22 protein-coding genes are annotated in these 23,082 nt (G+C 72.9%); 13 read left to right on the forward strand and 9 right to left on the reverse strand.

Annotation, left to right across the window (positions count from 1 at the left end):
* Positions 1-31 precede the first annotated feature (31 nt).
* From Mco01_RS31440 to Mco01_RS31460, 5 genes are all read left to right on the forward strand, one after another.
* On the forward strand, positions 32-1,087 hold the full coding sequence (locus Mco01_RS31440; protein WP_204060481.1) for a substrate-binding domain-containing protein: 1,056 nt from the start codon (positions 32-34) through the stop codon (positions 1,085-1,087).
* Positions 1,088-1,194: 107 nt separating this feature from the next.
* On the forward strand, positions 1,195-2,505 hold the full coding sequence (locus Mco01_RS31445; protein WP_204060482.1) for an ABC transporter substrate-binding protein: 1,311 nt from the start codon (positions 1,195-1,197) through the stop codon (positions 2,503-2,505).
* Between the two features lie 42 nt (positions 2,506-2,547).
* The gene (locus tag Mco01_RS31450) at positions 2,548-3,486 is read left to right on the forward strand and encodes a carbohydrate ABC transporter permease (RefSeq protein WP_204060483.1); all 939 of its coding nucleotides are present in this window, start codon (positions 2,548-2,550) and stop codon (positions 3,484-3,486) included.
* A gap of 11 nt (positions 3,487-3,497) precedes the next feature.
* The gene (locus Mco01_RS31455) at positions 3,498-4,322 is read left to right on the forward strand and encodes a carbohydrate ABC transporter permease (protein ID WP_204060484.1); all 825 of its coding nucleotides are present in this window, start codon (positions 3,498-3,500) and stop codon (positions 4,320-4,322) included.
* Entirely contained in the window at positions 4,319-5,335 is a 1,017-nt protein-coding gene (locus Mco01_RS31460) for a hydroxyacid dehydrogenase (RefSeq protein ID WP_239104042.1), read from the forward strand. The genes Mco01_RS31455 and Mco01_RS31460 overlap by 4 nt, the downstream gene beginning before the upstream one ends.
* A gap of 9 nt (positions 5,336-5,344) precedes the next feature.
* On the opposite strand, the gene Mco01_RS31465 is transcribed toward Mco01_RS31460, so the two are convergent.
* The 7 genes from Mco01_RS31465 to Mco01_RS31495 form a co-directional block, all read right to left on the reverse strand.
* The gene (locus tag Mco01_RS31465) at positions 5,345-6,151 is read right to left on the reverse strand and encodes a class I SAM-dependent methyltransferase (protein WP_204060485.1); all 807 of its coding nucleotides are present in this window, start codon (positions 6,149-6,151) and stop codon (positions 5,345-5,347) included.
* Positions 6,148-6,627, reverse strand: coding sequence for a GbsR/MarR family transcriptional regulator (locus Mco01_RS31470; RefSeq protein WP_204060486.1), 480 nt, complete (start codon positions 6,625-6,627; stop codon positions 6,148-6,150). Before Mco01_RS31470 ends, Mco01_RS31465 begins: the two co-directional genes overlap by 4 nt.
* A 104-nt stretch (positions 6,628-6,731) precedes the next feature.
* Positions 6,732-7,460 (reverse strand): 3-oxoacid CoA-transferase subunit B, encoded by a 729-nt coding sequence (locus Mco01_RS31475; protein ID WP_204060487.1) that lies wholly within the window; start codon positions 7,458-7,460, stop codon positions 6,732-6,734.
* Positions 7,457-8,137 carry a 3-oxoacid CoA-transferase subunit A gene (locus Mco01_RS31480; RefSeq protein ID WP_204060488.1) on the reverse strand — a complete coding sequence of 227 codons (681 nt, stop codon included), beginning with the start codon at positions 8,135-8,137 and terminating at the stop codon, positions 7,457-7,459. Before Mco01_RS31480 ends, Mco01_RS31475 begins: the two co-directional genes overlap by 4 nt.
* Positions 8,134-9,321, reverse strand: coding sequence for a thiolase family protein (locus Mco01_RS31485; RefSeq protein ID WP_204060489.1), 1,188 nt, complete (start codon positions 9,319-9,321; stop codon positions 8,134-8,136). The genes Mco01_RS31480 and Mco01_RS31485 overlap by 4 nt, the downstream gene beginning before the upstream one ends.
* Positions 9,322-9,474: 153 nt before the next feature.
* Positions 9,475-10,224 carry an SDR family oxidoreductase gene (locus Mco01_RS31490; RefSeq protein ID WP_204060490.1) on the reverse strand — a complete coding sequence of 250 codons (750 nt, stop codon included), beginning with the start codon at positions 10,222-10,224 and terminating at the stop codon, positions 9,475-9,477.
* Positions 10,225-10,241: 17 nt separating this feature from the next.
* On the reverse strand, positions 10,242-12,407 hold the full coding sequence (locus Mco01_RS31495) for an MFS transporter (protein ID WP_204060491.1): 2,166 nt from the start codon (positions 12,405-12,407) through the stop codon (positions 10,242-10,244).
* 86 nt (positions 12,408-12,493) lie between these two features.
* Between Mco01_RS31495 and Mco01_RS31500 the strand changes: the two genes are divergently transcribed.
* A complete protein-coding gene (locus Mco01_RS31500) occupies positions 12,494-13,237 on the forward strand; it encodes a TetR/AcrR family transcriptional regulator (RefSeq protein ID WP_204060492.1) in 744 nt (247 codons plus the stop codon).
* Between the two features lie 40 nt (positions 13,238-13,277).
* Positions 13,278-13,436, forward strand: a complete 159-nt coding sequence (locus tag Mco01_RS31505; RefSeq protein WP_204060493.1) for a hypothetical protein — start codon at positions 13,278-13,280, stop codon at positions 13,434-13,436.
* Here the strand turns inward: Mco01_RS31505 and Mco01_RS31510 are convergent.
* A complete protein-coding gene (locus tag Mco01_RS31510; protein WP_239104043.1) occupies positions 13,415-14,161 on the reverse strand; it encodes an IclR family transcriptional regulator in 747 nt (248 codons plus the stop codon). The two genes, Mco01_RS31505 and Mco01_RS31510, sit on opposite strands and share 22 nt — an antisense overlap.
* A gap of 124 nt (positions 14,162-14,285) precedes the next feature.
* Between Mco01_RS31510 and pobA the strand changes: the two genes are divergently transcribed.
* The 6 genes from pobA to pcaC are packed head-to-tail and all read left to right on the forward strand — an operon-like array spanning position 14,286 to position 18,902.
* The gene (pobA, locus tag Mco01_RS31515; RefSeq protein WP_204060495.1) at positions 14,286-15,476 is read left to right on the forward strand and encodes a 4-hydroxybenzoate 3-monooxygenase; all 1,191 of its coding nucleotides are present in this window, start codon (positions 14,286-14,288) and stop codon (positions 15,474-15,476) included.
* Entirely contained in the window at positions 15,473-16,138 is a 666-nt protein-coding gene (gene pcaH, locus Mco01_RS31520; RefSeq protein ID WP_204060496.1) for a protocatechuate 3,4-dioxygenase subunit beta, read from the forward strand. The genes pobA and pcaH overlap by 4 nt, the downstream gene beginning before the upstream one ends.
* Positions 16,135-16,626, forward strand: coding sequence for a dioxygenase family protein (locus Mco01_RS31525; RefSeq protein WP_204060497.1), 492 nt, complete (start codon positions 16,135-16,137; stop codon positions 16,624-16,626). The genes pcaH and Mco01_RS31525 overlap by 4 nt, the downstream gene beginning before the upstream one ends.
* Positions 16,616-17,785 carry a 3-carboxy-cis,cis-muconate cycloisomerase gene (pcaB, locus tag Mco01_RS31530; protein WP_204060498.1) on the forward strand — a complete coding sequence of 390 codons (1,170 nt, stop codon included), beginning with the start codon at positions 16,616-16,618 and terminating at the stop codon, positions 17,783-17,785. The genes Mco01_RS31525 and pcaB overlap by 11 nt, the downstream gene beginning before the upstream one ends.
* Complete coding sequence (locus Mco01_RS31535) at positions 17,782-18,537, forward strand: alpha/beta fold hydrolase (protein ID WP_204060499.1); 756 nt, start codon at positions 17,782-17,784, stop codon at positions 18,535-18,537. The genes pcaB and Mco01_RS31535 overlap by 4 nt, the downstream gene beginning before the upstream one ends.
* Entirely contained in the window at positions 18,534-18,902 is a 369-nt protein-coding gene (gene pcaC, locus Mco01_RS31540) for a 4-carboxymuconolactone decarboxylase (protein WP_239104044.1), read from the forward strand. Before Mco01_RS31535 ends, pcaC begins: the two co-directional genes overlap by 4 nt.
* Before the next feature lie 111 nt (positions 18,903-19,013).
* Here the strand turns inward: pcaC and Mco01_RS31545 are convergent, their stop codons facing one another.
* On the reverse strand, positions 19,014-23,078 hold the full coding sequence (locus Mco01_RS31545; protein ID WP_204060500.1) for a CHAT domain-containing protein: 4,065 nt from the start codon (positions 23,076-23,078) through the stop codon (positions 19,014-19,016).
* Positions 23,079-23,082 lie beyond the last annotated feature (4 nt).

Below are 23,082 nucleotides of genomic sequence, written 5' to 3' on the forward strand. Positions count from 1 at the left end.
AAGCCGTCTGGGTCCGGCCGAAGGAGCCCGCGTGTCTGTCGAGCACCGCCACAGCCTCATACTCCGCCAGGTCCGGGAACGGCGATCGGTGCGGCTCAGCGAGCTGGCCGAGGAGCTCGGGGTCTCCGCCGTCACCCTGCGCAGAGACGTGGAGCACCTCGCCACGCAGGGCCTGCTGGTCCGGGTCCACGGCGGCGTCACCCTGCCGCCCTCCCCGGGCGCCGACCCGGTCCCGGGCCCGCCGGCGTCCGCGGCGAAGCTGACCGTCGGCATGCTGGTGCCGTCGGCCCACTACTACTACCCCGAAGTGATCAAGGGAGCCCAGGAGCAGGCGGCCAGAGCCGGCGCCCGCATCGTGCTGGCGATCTCCCGGTACGAGGACGACGAGGACCGCGCGCAGGTGCGCCAGCTCATCAAGGACGGCGTCGACGGCCTGCTCCTGACGCCCAGCCGCCAGCCGGACGAGTCGCACGTCGAGTGGCTGGCCGGCCTGGGCGTGCCCACGGTGCTCGTCGAGCGGCGCGCGGAGCTGGCCGGACCGGCCTCGATGTTCGACGCCGTCGCCTCCGACCACGCCCACGGCGCGTACCTGGGCGTGCGCCACCTGGCCGAGCTGGGCCACCGCAGGATCGCCCTGGTCGCCTATCCCAGCCCGACCACGCCCAGGATCAGGGCCGGGGTGGTGGCCGGCGCCCGGGCCCTGGGGATGGACCGGCCGCCGGAGATCGTCGTCGACCGTGCCCGTCCCCTGGACGGGTTCGTCGCCGACGTGCTGCGACTGGTGCGCGAGGACGGCGTGACGGGCCTGATCGTGCACAACGACGAGGACGCCCTCTCGCTCGTCAGGAACCTGGGCGCGGCGGGGGTGCACATCCCGTCCGAGGTCTCCCTGGTCGCGTACGACGACGAGGTGGCCAGCCTCTGCTCGCCCTCCCTCACGGCCGTCGCGCCGCCCAAGGGCGAGGTCGGCCGCTGCGCCGTGACCATGCTGATCAGGCGGATGACGCAGGGCGCCTCGGCCCCGGGCCGGCACCTGGCCCTGTTGCCCGAGCTCCGGGTGCGGGAGTCGTCGGCCGCCCCGCGCTGACCGGAAACCACCGCTCGATTTTCGTAGCGATCGATTCGATCGTATTGCTGGACATTCCTCCGGTTTTGAGCAAATGATGATCTAACGATCGAGCTGGAGGTTCGGTGATGAAACGTAAGCGAGTCGCCGGCGTGACGGGCCTGCTTGCCGCACTGGCGTTGCAGACGGCCTGCGGAAGCGGCAGCGGCGGTCAGCACGACGGGGCCTCCGACGGCGCCGGTGTCGAACACGTGGTCTTCTGGGGCTGGGCGAAGGGCACCAAGCAGGTCGTCGACGCCTTCAACAAGAGCCACAAAGACATCCAGGTCACGTTCGAGGAGATCCCGTCGGGGAACGCGGGCGGCTACGCCAAGTTCGCCAACGCCGTGAAGGCGGGCAACGCGCCGGACCTGATGTCCGTGGAGTACCCCCAGGTGCCCGACTTCGTCACCCAGGGCGCGCTGCGGGACATCACCGCCGAGACCGCCGACATCAAGGCGAAGTACCCGCCCAGCGTCTTCGGCCTGGTCGAGCTGGGCGGCAAGACCTGGTCGATCCCGCTCGACGCGGCCCCGCAGGTCTTCTTCTACCGCAAGGACCTGTTCGAGAAGAACAAGATCCAGGTGCCGAAGACGTGGGACGACTTCAGGAAGGCCGCCGAGCAGGTGAAGAAGGCCGATCCGCAGGCGCGCCTCGGCAGCTTCCACCCCGACGATCCCAACCTGCTGGCCACCTACGCGTGGCAGGCGGGCGCCAAGTGGTTCGGCTCGGAGGGCGGCTCGTGGAAGGTCGCCATCGACGACGAGCCCACCAAGAAGGTCGCGGCCTACTGGGACGGGATGATCAAGGACGACCTGGTCAAGGTCCAGCCCACCCTGAGCCAGGAGTGGATCGCCTCGATCGCCCAGGACCAGATGTGGGGGTACCTCGGCGCCAACTGGGCGGCCGGCATGATCAAGAGCAACAACGCCCCGCTGAGCGGCAAGTGGGCCGTCGCCCCCGCCCCCAACTGGGGCACCCCGGCCAGCGGCATGTTCGGCGGCACCACCTACGCCGTCAGCAAGGACAGCAAGCACGTCGCGGCCGCCGTCGAGGCGGCCAAGTGGTTCACCGGCACGCCCGAGGCCTGGACCGCCCGCCTCGGCTCGGGAACCTCCAGCGCCTTCCCCGCCATCCCCGACCTCGTGCCGGTCGCCGCCAAGACGTTCGACACCGCCTACTACGGCGGTCAGGACATCTACGGCGTGTTCTCCGAGGCGTACACGACGATCCAGCCGGGCTGGACCTGGGGGCCGTCCATGGTGCAGGTGCTGACGTCGTTCAAGGACCGGCTCGGCCAGGTCGCCACGGGCTCGGCGAGCCTCCCGGACGTCCTGGGGGCCGTCCAGGCCGACACCGTCAACGAGATCAAGGGACGCGGGCTCGCCGTCACCCCCTGAACCCCCGCCCGCTGCGGCGGGCACCCCCGGGAGGAGAACACGATGACCGCGACCTCCGCCGGCACCGCCGCCGGGCGACGCGTCCCGGCGGCGGACCGGCCCCGGCGCGGCCGCCCGGCCCGGCGCTGGGCGATCCTCCTGTTCACCGCCCCGTTCTTCACGCTCTTCGCCGCCGTCGTCGTCGCCCCGCTCGGGTACGCCCTGTGGCTCAGCCTCTTCAGGGAGCAGTCGTCGGGACTCGGCTTCGGCGGCGCGGAGAGCGTCTTCACCGGCGTCGACAACTACCTGAGGACGCTGGCCGACGAGGCGTTCCGGCACGGGTTCCTGGTCCTCACCGGCTACGCCGCGCTGTACATCCCCCTGATGCTCGGCGGCGCGCTCGTGCTGGCGCTGCTGCTCGACTCCGGCGCGGCCCTCCTGCGCAGGTTCTTCCAGCTCGCCCTGTTCCTGCCGCACGTCGTGCCGGGGGTGATCGCCGGGCTGATCTGGCTCTACCTGTACCTCCCGGGCATCAGCCCCATCGTCGCCGCGCTCCGCGACCACGGGATCCACTGGGACTTCCTCGGCGACCGCGTCGTCAGCTCGGTGGTCAACGTCACCGTGTGGGAGTGGACCGGCTACAACATGATCATCTACTTCGCCGCGCTCCAGGCCATCCCGCGCGAGGTGCTGGAGGCCGCCACCATCGACGGCGCGCGCGGCGTCGACGTGGCGCTCCGGATCAAGGTGCCCATGATCAGGGGCGCGCTGGTGACCACGCTGATCTTCACGGTCATCGGCTCGCTCCAGCTGTTCAACGAGCCCGTGGTCATGGACGGCGTCAGCGACGGCATCGTCAGCACGTGGACGCCCAACATGTACGCCTACGCCGAGGCCTTCGGCAGGAACGACTACGGGCAGGCCGCCGCCGCGTCGATCATGCTGGCCGTGCTCGCGGGCCTGCTGTCCTACGTCGTCACCAAGTGGGGGAACAAGAAGTGACGTCACGCCTGATGTCCAGGCCGGCCGTCAACGCCTTCCTGCTCGTCGCCGCCGCGTACATGCTGCTGCCGCTGACCTGGCTGCTGTTCGCGGCCACCAAGTCGCTGCCCGACCTGTACGGAACGCCCGGCTTCGCGTTCGCCCACCTCAACCTCGGCGCGAACCTGTCGGCCGTGGCCGCCGAAGGCGACGGCGTCTTCTTCCGCTGGTACCTCAACAGCGTGCTGTACGCCGGGCTCGGCGCCGGGCTCGGCGGGCTGATCAGCGTGGCCTGCGGCTACGCCTTCGACAAGTACGACTGGCCCGGCAAGGACCAGCTGTTCGGCCTCGTGCTGCTCGGCGTGCTCGTGCCGACCACCGCCACCGCCCTGCCGCTCTACCTGCTGGCCTCGAAAATCGGTGTGGTCAACACGTTCTGGGCGGTGTTCGTCCCCTCGCTGGTGCACCCGTTCGGCGTCTATCTCGCCAGGGTTCTGTCGGCCGGGTACGTGCCGGGCGAGGTGCTGGAAGCCGCCCGCTCCGACGGCGCCGACGAGCTGCGCACGTTCAGGTCCGTGGCGCTGCCCATGCTGCTGCCGGCGTACGTGACGATCTTCCTGTTCCAGTTCACCGGGATCTGGAACAACTTCTTCCTGCCCCTGATCATGCTGTCGGACCAGCGGCTGTTCCCCCTCAGCCTCGGCCTGTACTCCTGGAACACCCAGGTCACCGCGTTCCCCGAGTACAGCACGCTGGTCATCACCGGCTCGCTGCTGTCGGTGGTGCCGCTGCTGCTGGTGTTCGTCCTCCTGCAACGGTTCTGGCGGGCTGGGATGACGGCGGGCAGCGTCAAGTGAGCGCCGACGCGGGGAACGGCCGGCGGCCGGCCACCCTGCTCGCCATGGGCCGCGGGGTGGCCGAACGGCTGATCGGCGACGCGGTGCGCGACCGGCTCGCCCGGATCGCCGACACCGATCCCGGCCTGGTGGCCGACGACTTCGGCGACCCGCTAGTCGCCCGGGCGCTCGCGCGCGCCGAGGTGCTCCTCACCGGCTGGGGATGCCCGCCGATCACCGCGGACGTCCTGGCCAGGGCGCCCAGGCTGAGGGCCGTCGTGCACGCGGCCGGGTCGGTCAAGCAGCACATCACCGAGGCGTGCTGGCGGCGCGGCATCATCGTGTCGTCGGCGGCGGCGGCCAACGCCGAGCCCGTCGCCGAGTACACGCTCGCCGCGATCCTGTTCGCCAACAAACGGGTGCTCGACATCGCGCGCCTCTACCGGGAGCGGCGCGCCGTCCTCGACTGGGACCGCCAATTCCCCGGCTTCGGCAACTACCGGCGCACGGTCGGGATCGTCGGCGCCTCGGCCGTCGGCCGCCGGGTGATCGAGCTGCTGCGCCCGTTCGACCTCCAGGTGCTCGTCTCCGATCCGTACCTGACGGAGGACCTCGGCGTGCCGCGCGTGGAGCTGGACGAGCTGCTCGGCCGCTGCGACGTGGTCAGCCTGCACGCGCCCTCGCTGCCGGAGACCCGGCATCTCCTGGACGCCGCCCGGCTGGGGCGGATGCGCGACGGCGCGACGCTCATCAACACCGCGCGCGGAGCCCTGGTCGACCAGGAGGCGCTCACCGCCGAGCTGGTCAGCGGGCGGCTCTTCGCGGTGATCGACGTGACCGAGCCCGAGGTTCTGCCCGCGGACTCGCCCCTGTACGACCTGCCGCAGGTCCTGCTCACCCCGCACGTCGCCGGCTCGCTCGGCGGGGAGCTGGCCAGGATGTCCGGCCTCGCGCTGGAGGAGCTCTCGCGCTACGCGCGCGGCCTGCCCTTCGCCCACCCGGTGACGGCGGAGACGCTCAGCCGCATCGCCTAGCGGTCCGGGTCAGAACGTGAACCGGTAGTCAACGGACGAGGCGCGCAGCGCCGGGACGGCGTGCATGAGCTGATAGATGGCGCGGTAGCGACGTATCGGGATCCGGTCGCGGTGCGCGGTGATGGGCACCTGGTCCGCGCAGGTGAGGCGGGGGTTCATCCGCTCGACGTCCCGGCCGTCGCGCGGCGACCACTTCAAGAGCTTGACCATCCTGACCGTCCAGTGAGCCAGCCCGTCGAAGAGCAGCTCGCCCGAGGCGAAGTGATCGGTCAGCCGGCGGAGCAGGCGAGCGACCTCTTCGGCGGTCAGGTACATCAGCAGGCCCTCGGCGACGATCAGGACGGGACGGCCGGCGGGGATCTCCTCCAGCCAGCCGTCCTCCGTGACGGACGCGCCGATCATGCGGTAGCGGTCGCGCTCGGGGTAGATCCGCCGGCGCAGGTCGATCACCTCGGGGACGTCGACGTCGAACCAGGGCACCGTCCCCTCCGGGTCGAGGCGGAGCATCCGGCTGTCGAGGCCGCAGCCCAGCTGGAGCACGGCGGCGTCCGGATGGCGGGCCAGGAAGTCGCGGGCCCAGTCGTCGAGCTGCCGGGCCCGCAGCGCGACCAGGAACTGGTTGCTCTCCGGCCGGACGCGTCGTTTCAGCTTGTCGAAGTCGTAGTCGATGCGGTCGACGGCCTCGGCCGCGTAGTGGTCGCCGAGGATCGGGTGCGGCAGACGGCTCTCCCACGCCCGCAGGTACAGGGTGCCGAGGAGCGTCCAGGTCACCCCGCTGTCGGGGACGGCTCTGAAGTCGACCTTGTCCGTGTTCATCGAGAGCTCCGCTCGTCCGTCTGATTGTCGCGATACGCCTGCCAGCGCTGGAGGAACTCGTCCGCGTCCCGCACGGTGAAGGCGAAGAACGCGCGGGTCTCCTCCAGCCTGGCCCGCTGCTCGGGGAGGTCCTCGCCGACGACGGACAGCCCGAAGTCCAGGGCCTCCAGGCTCAGTCGCAGCGCGGCGAACTGGACCCGCATGGCCTGCATCCACCCGCCGCCGACCACCCGGTAGCGGTGCTCGCGGTTCGCCGCGGGCGCGCGCTCGATCATCCCGCCCGTCTCCAGCTGCCGGGCGACCGTGCTGACCGCGGTCTTGCTCACGCCGAGCTCCGCCGCCAGCTCGGTGAGGGACCGGTGCGGCGGGTCGCAGATCATGAGCCGGCCGTAGAGGCGGCCCATCGTCCGCGTCCCGCCCAGGCGCTCCATGACCAGCCCCATCCGGTCGACGAACTCGCTTTCCTGCGGTTCCATCCGGGATCAACCTTGTCATCATCATCGTAAAGTACGTACTTTACGAAAGATACGCCCGTTCCCCCGCGCCGGGCAACGTGTTCGGTCCTTGCGACCGTGGTGTGTCAGGACCCGCCGTACGGCCGGGGGCCGCCCAGCGTGTGGAGGGTGACGTCCATCCGGGCGGCCAGGTGACGGACGGTCGTGCCGTAGGTCTCGAGCACCGTCACGCCGTCCGGGCCGATGTGGAACACGGCCTGGTCGGTGTAGAGGCGGCGCACGCAGGCGAGGCCGGTGAGCGGGTAGGTGCATTCGGGGACGAGCTTGGGCGTCCCGTCCTTCGCGAACAGCGTCATCATGACGAACACGCTCTTGGCGCCGCCGGCCAGGTCCATGGCGCCGCCGACGGCGGGGATGGCGCCGGGAGCGCCGGTGTGCCAGTTCGCCAGGTCGCCGCGCTCGGAGACCTGGAAGGCGCCGAGCACGCACACGTCGAGGTGGCCGCCGCGCATCATCGCGAAGGAGTCGGCGTGGTGGAAGTACGACGCGCCGGGCAGCTCGGTGACCGGGACCTTACCGGCGTTGATCAGGTCGGGGTCGACGTCGTCGCCCCGGGCGGCGGGTCCCATGCCGAGCATGCCGTTCTCCGTGTGCAGGACGACCCCGGCGTCCGCGGGAAGGTGGTCGGCGACCGTCGTGGGCTGGCCGATGCCAAGGTTCACGAAGGAGCCGCGCGGGATGTCGCGGGCGACGGCGGCGGCGAGTTCGTCGCGCCCGAGCGGCCCCCGGTCGAGATGCTCAACCGTACGGACCCGGCCCGCGACGCCGCCGGTGGTGGTGGTGTGGTCGGTCACGGGGCGGCCTCCGTCACGGACAGGTCCAGGATCCGGTCGACGTAGATGCAGGGGGTGACGACCGTCTCGGGGTCCAGCGTTCCGGTGTCGACGACGTGGCTCACCTGCGCGATCGTGAGCTTGGCGGCGGCCGCCATGACCGGCCCGAAGTTGCGGGCGGTCTTGCGGTAGACGAGGTTGCCCATCCGGTCGGCGATGTGGGCGGCGACCAGCGCGACGTCCCCCTTTATCGGGTACTCCAGCACGTAGTCGCGGCCGTCGATGGTCCGCCTCTCCTTGCCCTCGGCCAGGGGCGTGCCGACGCCCGTGGGGCAGTAGAACGCGCCGATCCCCGCGCCGGCCGCGCGCATCCGCTCGGCCAGGGTGCCCTGCGGGACGACCTCCAGCTCGATCTTCCCCGCTCGGTACAACCCGTCGAACACCCACGAGTCGCTCTGCCGGGGGAACGAGCAGACCACCCGGCGCACCCGCCCGGCCGCCAGCAGCGCCGCCAGACCGGTGTCCCCGTTGCCGGCGTTGTTGCTGACCACGGTCAGATCGGTCGCGCCCTGCCGGATCAGCGCCTCGATCAGCCGCACCGGCATCCCCGCCATCCCGAACCCGCCCACCAGCACGGTGGAGCCGTCCTCGACCCCGGCCACGGCCTCGTCGGGGTCGCTCACGACGACGGCGGTCACCGCGCGCTCACGTTCTCGAGGACGACGGCCAGGCCCTGGCCGACCCCGATGCAGATGGCGGCGACCCCCCACCGCTCGCGCCGTTCGCGCAGCACGTGGGCGAGCGTGCCGAGGATGCGCCCGCCGGACGCGCCCAGCGGGTGACCGATCGCGATGGCGCCGCCCCGGGTGTTAACGATCTCCGGGTCGGCCTTCCAGGCGTCCAGGCACACCAGCGACTGGACCGCGAACGCCTCGTTCAGCTCCACGGCGCCGACCTCGTCCCAGCCGACGCCGGCCCGGCGCAGCGCCCGGTCGGCCGCCTCGACCGGCGCGTACCCGAACAGCTGCGGCTCCAGCGCCGAGGCCGCCCGGCCCGCGACGCGGGCGAGGGGATCGACGCCGAGCCGGCCCGCCGCGGCCTCCGAACCGAGCACGACCGCCGATGCGCCGTCGTTCAACGGGGAGGCGTTGCCCGCCGTGATGGTGCCATCGGGACGGAAGGCCGGCTTCAGCCCGGCCAGCACGTCCGGCGTCGTCCCGGGCCGGATCCCCTCGTCCCGCGCCAGGTCGACGCCCTCCACCTGCACGACCAGGTCGTCGTAGAACCCGGCGTTCCACGCCGCGTCCGCCAGCACGTGCGACCGCGCGGCGAAGGCGTCCTGCCGCTCACGGGAGATGGAGAACCGCTCCGCCAGCTGCTCGTTGGCCTCGCCCAGGGATACCGTCCACTCCGCGGGCATGGCCGGGTTCACCAGCCGCCAGCCCAGGGTCGTGGACACCGCGGTCACGTCCCCCGCGGGGAAGGCCCGCGACGGCTTGGGCAGCACCCACGGAGCGCGCGTCATCGACTCCACGCCCCCGATCACGACCACGTCGGCGTCGCCGCTCTCGATCGTCCGCGACCCGATCATCGCCGCGTCCAGGCCCGAGCCGCACAGCCGGTTCACGGTCGTCGCCGGCACCGTCACCGGCAGCCCGGCCAGCAACACCGCCATCCGGCCCACGTTGCGGTTGTCCTCCCCCGCCCCGTTGGCGTTCCCCCACACCACGTCGCCGATCTCCGCCGGATCCAGCGCCGACACCTTGGCCACGACTCCCCGCAACGCCACGGCGGCCAGGTCGTCCGGGCGCACGCCCGCGAGCGCCCCGTTGAACCTCCCGAACGGCGTCCGCGCAGCCGCGTAGACGAAGGCCGACCCCATGACACCCCCTGTCGCGGCAGGTCCCCGCCGCCGTCTCGGCGTGCGGATCCCACGTGCGTTCCCGTGGAAAAACGTATGAAGCGACCATAGTCGGGTCAATGCCCCGGGCCGCCGCCCGCCGGTTCATGCTCACGGTGTTGTGGTGGTGTGGGTCTACATGGTCGTCCCGCCTGAGACGTCGAGCCGGTGCCCGGTGACGTAGCGGCTGTCGTCGGAGGCCAGGAAGGCGACGGTGTCGGCCACGTCCTGCGGCGTGCCCAGCCGGCCGAGGGGCGTCTGTGACGACAGCCAGGCCAGGGCCTCGCCGACCAGGCGTCCGTTGTGCATGTCGGTGTCGATGACGCCGGGGGCCACGAGGTTGACCGTGATGCCGCGCGGCCCGAGCTGCTTGGCCAGGGCGACGGTCATGACGTCGAGTGCGGCCTTGGACATTGCGTAGTCGATCGCCCTGGGCATGGCCGCTCCGCGGGTCAGCATGGTGCCCACGGTGATGATCCGCCCGCCGTCGCGCAGTCGTGGCAGGGCTTGCTGGGTGATGAAGAACGGTGCGGTGGTGTTGACCGCGAACAGGCGCTCAAGGCCCTCCCGGGTGACGCCGTCGATCTCGCTCTGGCCGCCGAGGATGCCCGCGTTGTTGACCAGGACCTCCAGCCCGTCGGCGTGCGCGTCGAAGGCGGTCCACAGGGCTTCGGCGTCACCGGGGGCGCCGAGCTCGGCCTGGACGGCGAAGGCCCGCCCGCCGGACGCTTCGATGGTGGCGACGGTGTCCTTGGCGGCGGCATGGTTGCCGCCGTAGTGCACGGCGACCCGGGCGCCTTCGCGGGCCAGCCTGGTGGCGATCGCGCGGCCGATGCCCCGGCTCGCGCCGGTCACCAGCGCCGTCTTGCCGGTCAATGCCGTCATGATCACGCCTTTCTGCTTCATGCGGTGTAGGGGGTGACGGTCTTGGCGTCGCGCAGGATGCGCGCCCACCAGCTCACTTGGTCCAGCAGTGTCTTGGCGGCCGTGGCCGGGCCGACCGGGTCCTTCGGCTGTCCGTTGCCGTCGAAGCACTCCCAGGCGCCGTGGAAGCTGACGGTGTCGCGGGTGGTGACGGCGTGCAGCTCGGCGAAGACGGCTCGCAGGTGCTCCACCGCGCGCAGGCCTCCGGAGATGCCGCCGTAGGAGACGAACGCCACTGGCTTGGCGTGGAACTGCTGGTTGTGCCAGTCGATGACGTTCTTCAGCCCGGCCGGGTAGCTGTGGTTGTACTCGGGGGTCACCACCACGAACGCGTCGGCGGCCGCGAGCCGCGGGGTCAGCCCCCCCAGAGCATCCAGCACCGGCGTAGGTGCGGACATCGACGGGGCCGCCCCGCCGATCGGCACGTCGGCCAGGTCGATCACGTCGACGTCGAGGTCCGGGCGGGCTGCGGCCTGACCGGCGAACCAGCTGGCCACAGTCGGGCCGAAGCGGCCGTCGCGGACGCTGCCCACAATGACGGCCAGCCTAAGCGGGTCAGTGGTCACGGTGTTCTCCCTTCGTGATGGCGGCCTGTCGCGGGGCCGCCAGCAATGTGGTCTCGGTCTGGATCCGGTGAGCGGGGGCAGGTCGGCCGGGGTGCCGGGGGCGGGCTCGGCCGACGGGGCGCCGTCACGCAAGGGGACCTCGCGGATGAACCAGGCCAGCACGAAGGCGAGGGCGCCCAGTGCGGTGGCGCCGAGGGCCATGGCGTGGATGCCGTCGGAGACGGCGAGGCGAACCGCCTCCCGCGCGGCGGGCGTGAGCCGCATGAGCGCCTCGGGCGTCAAGGAGATCCGGGTGGCGGTCTCCGCGCCCAGGCGGTCGATGAGGGTGTCCTGCAGCCGGGCGGCGTACAGGGCGCCTAGGGCGGCCACGCCCAGTGAGGCGCCCATGGTGTGCCAGAGAGTCACCGAGCCGCTGGCCGCCCCAATGTCGCGCGGCTCCGCGCTGTTGAGGGTGATGATCGTGGTGGACTGCATCAGCAGGCCAACCCCAAGTCCGCCAATCAGGGTGAGACCGGAGGCGAGCGCAATGTTGATGCCAGGCCGCAGCAGGAGCAGCGCGAGCATGCCGGCCGCCACGGTGGCGCCGCCGAGGATCGGGTAGATCCGGTAGCGGCCGTTGCGGCTGATGAGCCGGCCGGTGCCGATCAGCACGGCGACCATGCCCAGCATCGCGGGCAGGATCAGCAGGCCGCTGGCGATCGGCGAAGTGCCGTGGACCAGTTGCATGTACTGGGGCAGGAAGGTGGCCGCCACCACCATGCCGACGCCGCCGAGGAAGCGGATGACCTGGGCGAGGGTGAAGTTGCGGTCGGCGAACAGGCGCAGCGGGACGATCGGCTCGGCCGCGCGCCGTTCCACGAGCAGCAGGGTGGCCAGCGCCGCCAGCCCGATCAGAATCAAGGCGAGGATCGGAGTCGATCCCCAGGTGTACCGGGTGCCGCCCCAACTGGCGACCAGACCGAGCGCCCCCAGCGCCGCCGTCAGCAGCAGCGCCCCGAGGTAGTCGATCCGCGCCCTGATCCGGCGCCGCTCCAACCGTACGGCGCCGATGAGCAGCAAGGCGGTCGCGCCGATGGGGAGGTTGACGTAGAACGCCCACCGCCAGCCCAGTCGCTCGGTGAACAGGCCGCCGAGCAACGGCCCGGCGATGAAGGCGATCGGCATCATGACCCCGAACACCCCCATGAGCTTGCCGCTGTGCCGGGGTGGCACCAGCTCGCCGATCAGCGCCAGAGCCCCGGTCATCAGCCCGCCCGCGCCCAGTCCCTGCACCATCCGGAAGCCGACGAGCCAGATCATGTCCTGCGCGGCTCCCGACAGCCCGGAGCCCAGCAGGAAGACCACGATCGCGGCCATGTAGACCGGCTTGCGGCCGTGCAGGTCGCCGAGTTTCCCCCAGATCGGCGTCGAGGCGGCCATGCAGATCAGATACGCCGTCGCCATCCAGGAGAAGTACTCCAGCCCGCCGAGATCTTTCACTATCGCCGGCAATGCGGGCCCCAGCATCATGCCGTCCAACGGGGCTGTGATCATGCCCAGCATCACGCCGATCACGCGCACACGAAGAGATCGATCCACCCGTCCTCCATTTCGCGTACTTCGTACGTGAAATGGACCATAACCATTCAGGTACCATGTACGCAAATGGAAGGGAAGGGATGTGCATGGCCGGCGAGGGAGCGACCAGCATCTGGATGCAGCCGGAAGGGCACGAGCGCTCCGGCCCGGGACGGCGCCCCGGCTTCAGCCGCCGGCAGATCACCAGAACGGCCGTCCGGATAGCCGACGCCGAAGGAGTGGAGGCCGCGACCATGCGGCGCATCGCGAGCGAGCTGGGCACCGGCGCCATGTCGCTCTACCGCTACATACCTCGGCGCGACGACCTGTTCGACCTCATGATCGACCTGGCGATGAGCGGGATCGAGCTCCCCGACGGCCCGTCCGGTGACTGGCGCGGCGACCTGACGCTGCTGGCCCGGCAGGTCCGCGCCGCCGGCCTACGCCATCCCTGGCTGATCGCGCTGCTCACCAGTCGGCCCACGCTAGGCCCCAACCTGCTGCGCGTGCACGAGTTCGCACTCGGCGCCTTCAAGGGGACCGAACTCCACATCGACGACGTAACCGGCTTCGTCGGCATGCTGAATGACTACGTGCACAGCGCGATCCGCCGCGAGATCGGGTGGCTGGAGGAGGCCCGCCGCACCGGCCTGGACCCCGAGCGCTGGAAGCGGGACTACATGGGACCGTACGTCCGCCAGGTCGTCGAATCCGGCGCCTTCCCCCTGTTCAACCGATCGGTTCTCGACTCCCGCACCGCCCACCTCGCCCCCGAGGAACGCTTCCGGCACGGACTCGATCGCATCCTCGATGCCATCGCCGCGCTCACCCCGTCGCTCTCTCCTCGTTGAGCAGGAAGGCAGCAACGCTCCTGCGAAGGAGCAGCGGGATGTGCACGAGCGGACCGAGACCATCGCGCGACCGCCCGGCGGCCGGCACCGCGGCCCGGCGGCCGACCTGTGGGTGGTGGCCGCGCGCGGGTACAGCCGGCCCGGCCGCCCGGGCAGGACGGTCCCCCGGCGGCGATCTCAGTGCGACGACCGGCGGTGACCGGTCACGGCGGCCTGGTAGTCGACGGCGATGCCTGCCGCGACGGTCAGCAGCGGATCGATCAGGCGGGGCAGTTCGCGCACCCGCCACGAGGAGACCACGATCCCCACGGCCGCGACGGCCCGGTCCCCGGCCAGCACCGGCGCGGCCGCCGAGCACGACCCGAGCGTCATCTCCTCGTGCGTGGTGGCGTACCCCTGTGCGCGCACCTGAGCCAGCTCGCGGGCCAGCCGGCCGGGCTCGGTGATCGTGCGCGGGGTCGGCCGCTCCAGCGGCCGGGACAGGTAGGAGCGGACGAACCAGCCCGGCTCGAAGGCGAGCAGCGCCTTGCCGACGCCGGTCGGGTGCATGGGCAGACGGCCGCCGGTGCGCGACACGATGGGCACGGCGCGCTTGCCGTACACCTTGTCCACGTAGAGCACCTCGACCCCGTCGCGCACCGCCAGGTGGACGTTCTCGCCGGTGCCGCCGAGCAGCTCCTGCAGCCAGGGATGCGCCACCTCCTGCAGCGGGTCGGGCGCGAGCTGCCCGAGCTCCCAGACTCGGCGGCCGATCTGGAAGCGCCCGTCCGCGCCGCGGCGCAGGGCGCGCCACTCCTCCAGCTCCCCGGCCAGCCGGTGGACGGTGCTCAGCGCCATGCCGGTCCGCTCGGCGATCTCCGTGAGCGTGAGCCGCGGGTGGCCGGCGTCGAACGCGCCGAGAATGGCCAGGGCCCGGGAGGTCACCGTACGTCCCGTCTCGCGCGCGCCACCCGGCATGGTGCCCCTCGCTCAGGAAACAATCCGCTGTCTTCCACTGGCTGGAAGCCAAGCCTACGCTCGCCGTGCCCCGCTCCCGATGCTCGTGGGCATGCGAACACAGGTCGGGATCATCGGAGCCGGACCGGCCGGCCTGCTGCTCTCCCATCTGCTCCATCTGCGGGGCATCGAGTCCGTCGTGCTCGAACGCCGCAGCCGGGAGTACGTCGAGCGGCGGGTGCGCGCGGGAGTGCTCGAACAGGGCACGGTGGACACCCTCGCCGACGCCGGCGTGGGCGAGCGGCTCAAGCGGGAGGGGCTCGTCCACCGCGGGATCGAGCTGCGGTACGGCGGCGCGGGCCACCGCATCGCCTTCGAGCGGCTGGTGCCGGGCCGGGCCATCACCGTGTACGGGCAGCAGGAGGTCGTCAAGGATCTGATCGCCGCCCGGCTGGCGGCCGGAGGCGACGTCCGCTTCGAGGTGGACGACGTGGCGGTGCACGACCTGGCCGGCGACCGGCCGTACCTGACCTTCACCGACGCCGGTGGGACGGCCCGGCGGCTCGGCTGCGACGTGGTCGCGGGGTGCGACGGCTTCCACGGCGTCTCCCGGCCCTCGATCCCCGAGGGGGTGCTGACCGAGTACCACCGCGACTACCCGTTCGCCTGGCTCGGCATCCTCGCGAAAGTGCGGCCGTCGTCGGAAGAGCTGATCTACGCGCGGACCGAGCGCGGCTTCGCCCTGCACAGCATGCGCTCGCCGGAGATCAGCCGCTTCTACCTCCAGGTCGCCCCGGACGAACAGCTCTCCGCGTGGCCCGACGAGCGGATCTGGGCCGAGTTGCGGTCGCGGCTGGAGACCGTTCCCGGCTTCGCCCTCACGACCGGCGACATCGTCGAGAAGGGCATCACGCCGATGCGCGGCTACGTGGCCGAGCCCATGCAGTACGGCAGGCTGTTCCTGGCCGGGGACGCGGCGCACATCGTGCCGCCCACCGGCGCGAAGGGGCTCAACCTGGCCGTGGCCGACGTGCGGGTGCTGACCGAGGCGCTGGTCCCCTTCTTCGCCGACGGCTCGACCGGAGCGCTGGACGGCTACTCGGAGGCGTGCCTGCCGCGGGTCTGGCGGGCGCAGCACTTCTCGTGGTGGATGACCACGCTGCTGCACACGTTCGACTCCGACGACGCCTACGCCCGGCGGCTGCAGACCTCCCACCTCGACTACGTGACGTCGTCGGAGGCGGGCGGGACCACCCTGGCGGAGAACTACGTCGGCCTGCCCTACCGAGAGGAGACCTCGTGACGCACCCGCCCTATCTGCATCCGGACTACGCGAGCACGGTCCTGCGGGCGCCGTCCCATCCGCCGCTCGCGATGGACAAGGACCCGGAGGCGGCCGAGCTGACCGGTCCCGTCTTCGGCCGCAGCGAGGTGGACCCGCTCGACGCCGACCTGACGTCGGGCGGCGCGGGCGAGCCGATCGGCGAGCGGATCGTCGTCACCGGGCGGATCCTCGACGCGTCCGGCCGGCCGGTGCCGGGTACGCTGGTGGAGATCTGGCAGGCCAACGCCGCCGGCCGCTACGCCCACGAGCGCGACCGGCATCCCGCGCCGCTCGACCTCAACTTCACCGGCGCCGGCCGGTGCCTGACCGACGACGAGGGCCGCTACCGGTTCGTCACGGTCAAGCCGGGGGCCTATCCCTGGCGCAACCACCACAACGCCTGGCGGCCGGCGCACATCCACTTCTCGGTGTTCGGCACCGCGTTCACCCAGCGCCTGGTGACGCAGATGTACTTCCCCGGCGATCCGCTGTTCTCCTTCGACCCGATCCTTAAGTCGGTCCCCGGCGCCGCCCGCGCGCGGCTGGTCTCCGCCCTCGACCTGGCGGTGACCGAGCCCGAGTGGGCCCTCGGGTACCGGTGGGACGTCGTGCTCGGCCACACCCCGATGGAGGAGGCGTGACCACCCCTTCGCAGACCGTCGGCCCGTTCTTCGGGTTCGCCCTGCCGTACCCGGGCGACTGGGAACTCGTGCCCGAGGGGCATCCGGGGGCCGTCACGATCACCGGCCGGGTGCTGGACGGCGCCGGGGAGCCGGTGCCCGACGCCCTCCTCGAACTGTGGACGGGCGACCCCGGCGACCGGGGCGCGCTCGGCCGCGCCGGAGCGGGTGTGTCGGGCTTCGGCCGGTGCGGCACCGCGCCCGACGGCTCCTACCGGTTCCGCACGGCGCCCCCGGCCCGTGCGTACCTGGCGCTGCTGGTCTTCGCGCGGGGCCTGCTGAAGCCGGTGCGGACCCGCGTCTACCTCGCCGGCGTCCCCGGCCCCCCGCTCGACGCGCTGGACCCCGCCCGCCGGGCGACGTTGCTCGCGCGCCGCGAGGGGCAGGACGTCTACCGGTTCGACGTACGGCTGCAGGGCGAGGAGGAGACGGTCTTCCTTGAGTTCTGACGAAGGGCTCCTGTCCCCGGTCCGGGCGGGCACGCGGGCGGAGGCGGCCACGGCCGACCCCGCCTGGCTGCGTGCCATGCTGGACGCCGAGGTCGGCCTCGCGCGGGCGCAGGCCCGCCTCGGCGTGATCCCGGAGCGGGCCGCCGCGGCCATAGCGGCGGCGGCCGCCCCGGAACGCTTCGACGTCGCAGGCCTGGCCCGCCGCGCCAGGGACGCGGGCAATCCCGTCGTGCCGCTGGTCGCGGACCTGCGGGCCGCCGCGGGCGAGGCGGGCACCTTTCTGCATCACGGGGCGACGAGCCAGGACATCCTCGACACGGCCGCCATGCTGGTGGCCGTACGGACCCGGCGGTTGATCCTGGCCGACCTCGACCGGGTGCTCGCCGCGCTGGCCCGGCTGGCCGCCGACCACCGCTCCACGCCGATGGCGGGCCGTACGCTCGGGCAGCAGGCCGTCCCGACCACGTTCGGGCTGAAGGCGGCCGGGTGGCTGGCCGGCTGCGCCGACGCGCGCGACCGCCTGGCGGCGCTGCGTCCGCCGGTGCAGCTCGGTGGAGCGGCCGGCACGATGGCCGGATACGGGGACGGCGCGCTCGGCCTGCTGCCGTTGTTCGCGGCGGAGACCGGGCTGGCGGAGCCGGTGCTGCCCTGGCACACGCTGCGCACGCCGGTGACCGACCTGGCCGCCGCGCTCGCCGCCGTCGCGGGGGCGCTCGGCAAGCTCGCCGTCGACGTGATCCTGCTCGCGCAGAGCGAGGTGGGCGAGGTGGCCGAGCCCTCCGTGCCGGGCCGGGGCGGGTCGTCGGCGATGGCGCACAAGCGCAACCCGGTGCTCGCCACGATGATCCGGGCAGCCGCGCTGCAGGTGCCCGCCCAGGCGCAGATCCTGCTGGCCTCGCGGGTCGCCGAGCACGAGCGGGCTGCGGGGAGCTGGCACGCCGAGTGGCAGCCGCTGCGCGAGTGCCTGCGCCTGGCGGGCGGCGCGGCCGAGACGGCCGCCGAACTGGCCGAGGGGCTCGAGGTGTTCCCCGAGCGCATGCGGCGCAACCTCGACGAGCTGTGCGCGCTGCTGGCCGAGCACGACGAGGACCTCGGCGTCGGCTCGGCGCCCGCCCTGGTCGACCGGGCGCTGCACCGGCACCGGAGGGACGGCTCATGATCCTGCACCACCGCCTCGACGGGCCGCCGGACGCCCCGGTGGTCGTCCTCGGGCCCTCGCTCGGCACGACGCTGGGGCTGTGGGACCCGCAGGCGGAGGTGCTCACGCGTACCTGGCGCGTCCTCCGCTACGACCTGCCCGGCCACGGGGGGTCGCCGGCGGCGTCGGGCTTCACCGTGGACGATCTCGCCGCCGGCGTGCTGACGCTGCTGGACCGGCACGGGCTGGACGCGGTCGCGTACGCGGGGGTGTCGCTGGGCGGGGCGGTCGGGACCGCGCTGGCGCTGCTCGCACCCGGCCGGGCCGGCAGCCTCGTCCTGTGCTGCGCCTCCGCCCGGTTCGGCACCCCGGAGAGCTGGCGCGAGCGCGCCGCGCTGGTCCGCAGGGAGGGCACGGCGCCGTTGGCGACGGCGCTGAGGTCGCGGTGGTTCACGGCTGCCTTTTCCGAGGCCGAGCGCCACCTCGACACGCTGCGCGGTGTCGATCCGGAGAGCTACGCCGCGTGCTGCGACGCCCTGGCGGCGTTCGACGCGCGCGGCAGGCTCGGACAGGTCCGCGCCCCGACGCTGGTGATCGCCGGGGCCGAGGACCGGGCGACCCCGCTCCCGGACGCGGAGGTCCTGGCCGTCGGCATCCCGGCCGCGGAGCTGGTGGTGGTGCCGGGGGCCGCCCACCTGGCCGGTGTGGAACGCCCGGACGTCGTGACCGCGGCGATCGTCCGGCACCTGCGCGCGACCTGGAGGACGGCGTGAGTCACGAGGACGGCATGCGGGTGCGCCGGGAGGTGCTGGGCGACGCGCACGTCGACCGCGCCCAGGCCGCGACCACCGAGTTCACCGCCGACTTCCAGGACCTCATCACCCGGTACGCCTGGGGCGAGATCTGGACCCGGCCCGGTCTCGACCGCAAGACCCGCAGTTGCGTCACGCTCACCGCCCTGGTGGCGTGCGGGCATATGGAGGAGCTCGCCATGCACGTGCGCGCCGCCCGGCGCAACGGGCTCACGACCGGCGAGATCAAGGAGGTGCTGCTGCAGACCGCGATCTACTGCGGGGTGCCCGCCGCCAACGCCGCGTTCGCCGTCGCCCAGCGCGTGCTGGCGCAGGACGACGGATGACGTCGCCGGTGGACGCGGCCGGATCGTCGTCTCCGCGTCCGCGTACGGCATAGGGCGCGCGCGGGCGCTGCGGCGTCGTTCAGACCGGGCGTGCGGGCGCCGCGGCGTCGTTCAGACCGGGCGCTCGGCCGCCTCGATCCGGTCGAGGACCGCGGCGACCGCGGCGGCGTGGGCCGGGGTCAGCCCGTCGAGCAACCGCGGCCCCCGCTCCCCCGCGAGCACCTTCGGCAGGGTGTCGACGACGCCTGCCAGCAGGTGGTCGCTCTCCCGGAGGAGCAGCTCGTCCGCCACGGCCTGGGCCGCGTCGGCGTCCCCGAGCGCCGCCGCCACCGCCCGGAACAGCAGGGTGGCGACGGGCATCGACCGCCACAGCTGGGCGGGCAGCCGGACGCGTCCGTCGAATACGTCCATCGCCCGGCGGGCGACGGCGAGCTCGGTGACGCCCAGCCCGGACAGCACGCCGCTGTGCCGCTGTCCCGCCGCGATCGCCCGCAGCGCGGTGATGAGGTCCTGGTAGTCCTCGTTGTCGGCGAACGTCACCCGGACCATGGTCTCGGCCTCGTGGTCGCCGCCGGCCGCCGCGTGCATGCCCTCCAGGACGGTGTCCCACATGACCAGGTAGGGGGCGAGCTGCGCGACGGCGGCGGGCAGCAGCCGGTGGACGACGACGTCGAAAGCCTCCTCCTGCTCCCGCGGGGACCCGATCCGGTCGAGCGCCGCGGCGAGCGGGCCGCCCGCCGCGGCGCACAGCTCCGCCGGGGAGGCGGCGACCCGGTCGGGGACGGCGCCGCTCATCCGGGCGGCCGCCACACGCAGGGTGGTGTCCACGCCCGTCCGGCCGGCCAGGGCCGCGAGGAGCGCCGAGGCGAGCAGGTGCGTGAGCGACCCGGGCCGGCCCTGGAGGAACCGGAACACCCCGAGATTGTTGTGCGCGATGGCGATGTCGTGGGCGTTGCCCGCCAGGTAGGAGTAGCGCAGGGCGTCGGCGCCGATGGACAGCGCGGGCTCCTCGTGACCGAGGGCCATCCGGACGGCGGCGAGCGCGCCGAGCGTCTTCCCGAGATACTCCTTGTCCCGCGCCTTCTCGAACACCTGCCGGCAGTGATGGAGCTCCTGCAGCGCCTCGTCGTGCCGTCCCATGCCGATCAGCACGGCGGAGTTCTCGAAACGCGTCCGCGCGAGGTCGAGCTCGCTCGCGCCCCGTCGCAGCTGGGACCGTACGATCCGGCCGCCCAGCTCCAGCGACTCCTCGCCTCTGCCGAGGTTGCCGGCCGCGACCTGGCCGGACCTCAGCAGCATCTCCCACGCCGCCCAGGGCCTGACCTGGCCGCCCCTCTCGTGTCCACCGGCCTCCGGGGGGCCGCCCGCCTCCTCCATCAACCGGTACACCTCGGGCAGGACCTCCTCCGCCCTGCCCAGCGCGAGGAGGATGCGCTGGCGTTGCGCCCGGACGGCGATCCGCATCCACAGGTCACGCCGGTCGGTGTGCGCGACCGTCCGGTCGGCCAGGGCCAGGGCCTCGGCCACCCGCCCGCTCACCAGCCACATGTCGATCAGGTCGCCGGAGGCCGCCACGGTCGCCGCGTCGTCCCCCTTCTCCAGGGCGGCCGTGTAGAGGGACGACAGGAGGTCCCCGGCCGCGCGGGAGTCGACCGCCTGCAACGCCCGGGCCAGGTTCGCCCTGACGGGAATCTCAAGCTCGGTCCCCTCCAGAGCCCCGGCGCACCGGCGGAGCGGCGTCAGCGCCCAGCGGAGCGTCTCCGGGGAGTAGTCCGTCAGCAGCAGCGGCTCCAGGAGGTACGCGGCCTCCTCCCACATTCCGCTCCGAAGCAGGTAGGGCAGGGCCGTCCTGGCGGCCGCGACGGCCTCCGCCGTGCTGCCGCCCTCCTCCGCCCGGCGGATCGCCTGGCGGGCCATGACGTCGTGGTCGTGCGCCAGCGACCGGTCCATGCTCTCCCGTACGGCGGGGTCGGCGTGGTCGCGGATCGCGGCGGCGACGGCCGGGTGAACGCCCAACCTGAGGCCCGGTTCCGCGTCCTCCCCCTCGATGGAGACCAGCCCGTGCCCGACCAGGGGACCCGCGGCCTCCACGGCCCTGGGCGTTTCGCCCTCGCCGTACGCCTGCCAGACACCGCTCCACGTCCGGGCGACGGTGTCGGAGGTACGGTCGGCGGGTTCGAGACAGGCGAGGAAGAGCGCCATGAGGCGCTGCGGGGCGGCGAGCCGGCCGACCACCTCCAGCGTCCACGAGCGCAGGACACTCAGATAGTCGCCCGCCTGCCCCGCCCACACGCTCTCCGCCATGCCGAGCAGCGGAAGCAGGACCTCGGGCGTGGCCGCCTGCGCGTCGGCGAGCTCCAGCAGCGTCGGATGCCCGTGCGCCGCCGCCACGACTCTGCGGGCCAGGCCGGCGGCGTACTCGGGCGTGAGCAGCGGCGATCTGCCCGCAGCCAGCATGCCCAGGTTGGGCAGCTCGGCCGCCAGGAGGGCGGCCTCCGCCTCCGGGAGCGTGTCCACGGTCTCGACGAGGACGCGGTCCGGGTCGACCGCCGCCGGCCGATGACGGGACGTGAGGACGGTTCTGGCCGGTCCCGTGTGCCCGGTGAGCATGTCGACGAGCAGCCGCCAGCGCTCGTCACGCCACTCCCCGCCGGCGTCGAGCAGCGGCTCGCAGCCGTCGACGACGAGCAGCAGCCGCTTCTCGCCGAACCTGGCCGCGAGCCCCCGCTGCTCGACGGCGAGGCTCGCCGCGTCGCCGAGGAGCTCGACGAAGCGCAGGCCGTCCACGGCCTGTTCCATCGCGATCACCAGGTCGGCCAGCGTGATGAGCGGATCGGCGGGCTCGTCCGGGACGCCGAACCACACGACCTGGTCGAATCCGCCCGCGTGCAGGTGGGCGAGCTCCTGCGCGCACGACGACTTGCCGGCTCCGGCCATCCCGTGGAAGAGCACAGCCGGGAGCCCGCTGCCGGGGGCGAGGGCCCGGCTGGCGCGGGACATCATGCCGACCCTGCCCACGAAGCGCTCCGGCGGGCCCGGGATGCCGGCGGTGAGCGGCGGCCGGGCGTCCCCGGCCGGCGCGGTCAGGCGGACGGCCGCGGCGTCCCGCCCGAACACGGTGACACCGGCGGCCGACGGCGCGTGCCGGGGATCCGGACCGGCTCTGACGGGGGACAGGGCCTCGGCCAGGGAGAGCCCCTCGTCGAGGAGCGCGGCGAACAGGTCTTCGGCGAGCCCGGCGGCGAACGGCTCGGCCACCGGGAACCGCATGCCGATGACCGGGCAGCCGAGCCGCTCCGCGAGTGCGGGCGCGACCCCGGGAGAGCGCCGGTAGACCTGCAGGTAGCCCTGCCCCCCGGGATCGGTGAGCCGGAGGAGCTCCGCCCGGGCCTCGTGCGTGGCCGACTCGCACGCGGACGCGAACACCAGGCGCGTCACCCCGCTCAGCGGCGCGAGCAGCTCGGCCAGGTCGTCACCAGAGACGGGGTCCCGCCCGCCGTCCTCCGCCTCCAGGGTGATGAGGCCGCCGCTCCCGTGCCCCGACAGGTGCAGCACGTCCCACCCGCCCTCGGAGATCGCCTCCGCCAGGCGCCGCCGGGTGACGCCGTACTGCAGCACGCGCAGCTCCACGTCCCGCCCGCCGGCCCTGAGCCGCTCCACCAGGCCGGCGATGCGGCGGCGCTCGCGGCGCAGGTTCATCGCGGCCGTCACGTCGGGCAGGCTGAACAGCGCGAGGATCCGCGCCCCTCGCCCGCCGCCGATGCGGACGGCCGGGAAGCCGAGGTCCATGCAGACGGTCACGCCGAGGGCGCGCAGCGGCAGCTCCAGAGGGAGGAAGGCGAGCGCGTGCGCCTGTCCGGGAAGCCGGATGTCGACCTCGCAGGGGGCCAGGCGCGCGAGAGCGCCGGTCAGCGGGCCGTACGCGTGCTCGTCGACCCACGCGGCGACCTGCGCGATGATCTCCTCGGCACCGGCCTGCCGGTCGTCGTACGGTCCCGCGTAGCGGCGCAGGTAGCCGTGGAGATCGGTGAAGGCGTCGTAGCGCCAGTCGTCGCCCGGCAGCGCCGCGCGCCGCTCCCCCAGCGCCCGCCCGTCCGCGTCGCGCAGCGTCCAGTGCCACTCCATCCCCGAGTCGGTGCGCAGGAAGTCGCGGACCTCCAACCGCAGCGTCTCCACCGGC

Origin of the sequence: Microbispora corallina, from assembly GCF_016863035.1 — a bacterium.
Classification (GTDB): domain Bacteria; phylum Actinomycetota; class Actinomycetes; order Streptosporangiales; family Streptosporangiaceae; genus Microbispora; species Microbispora corallina.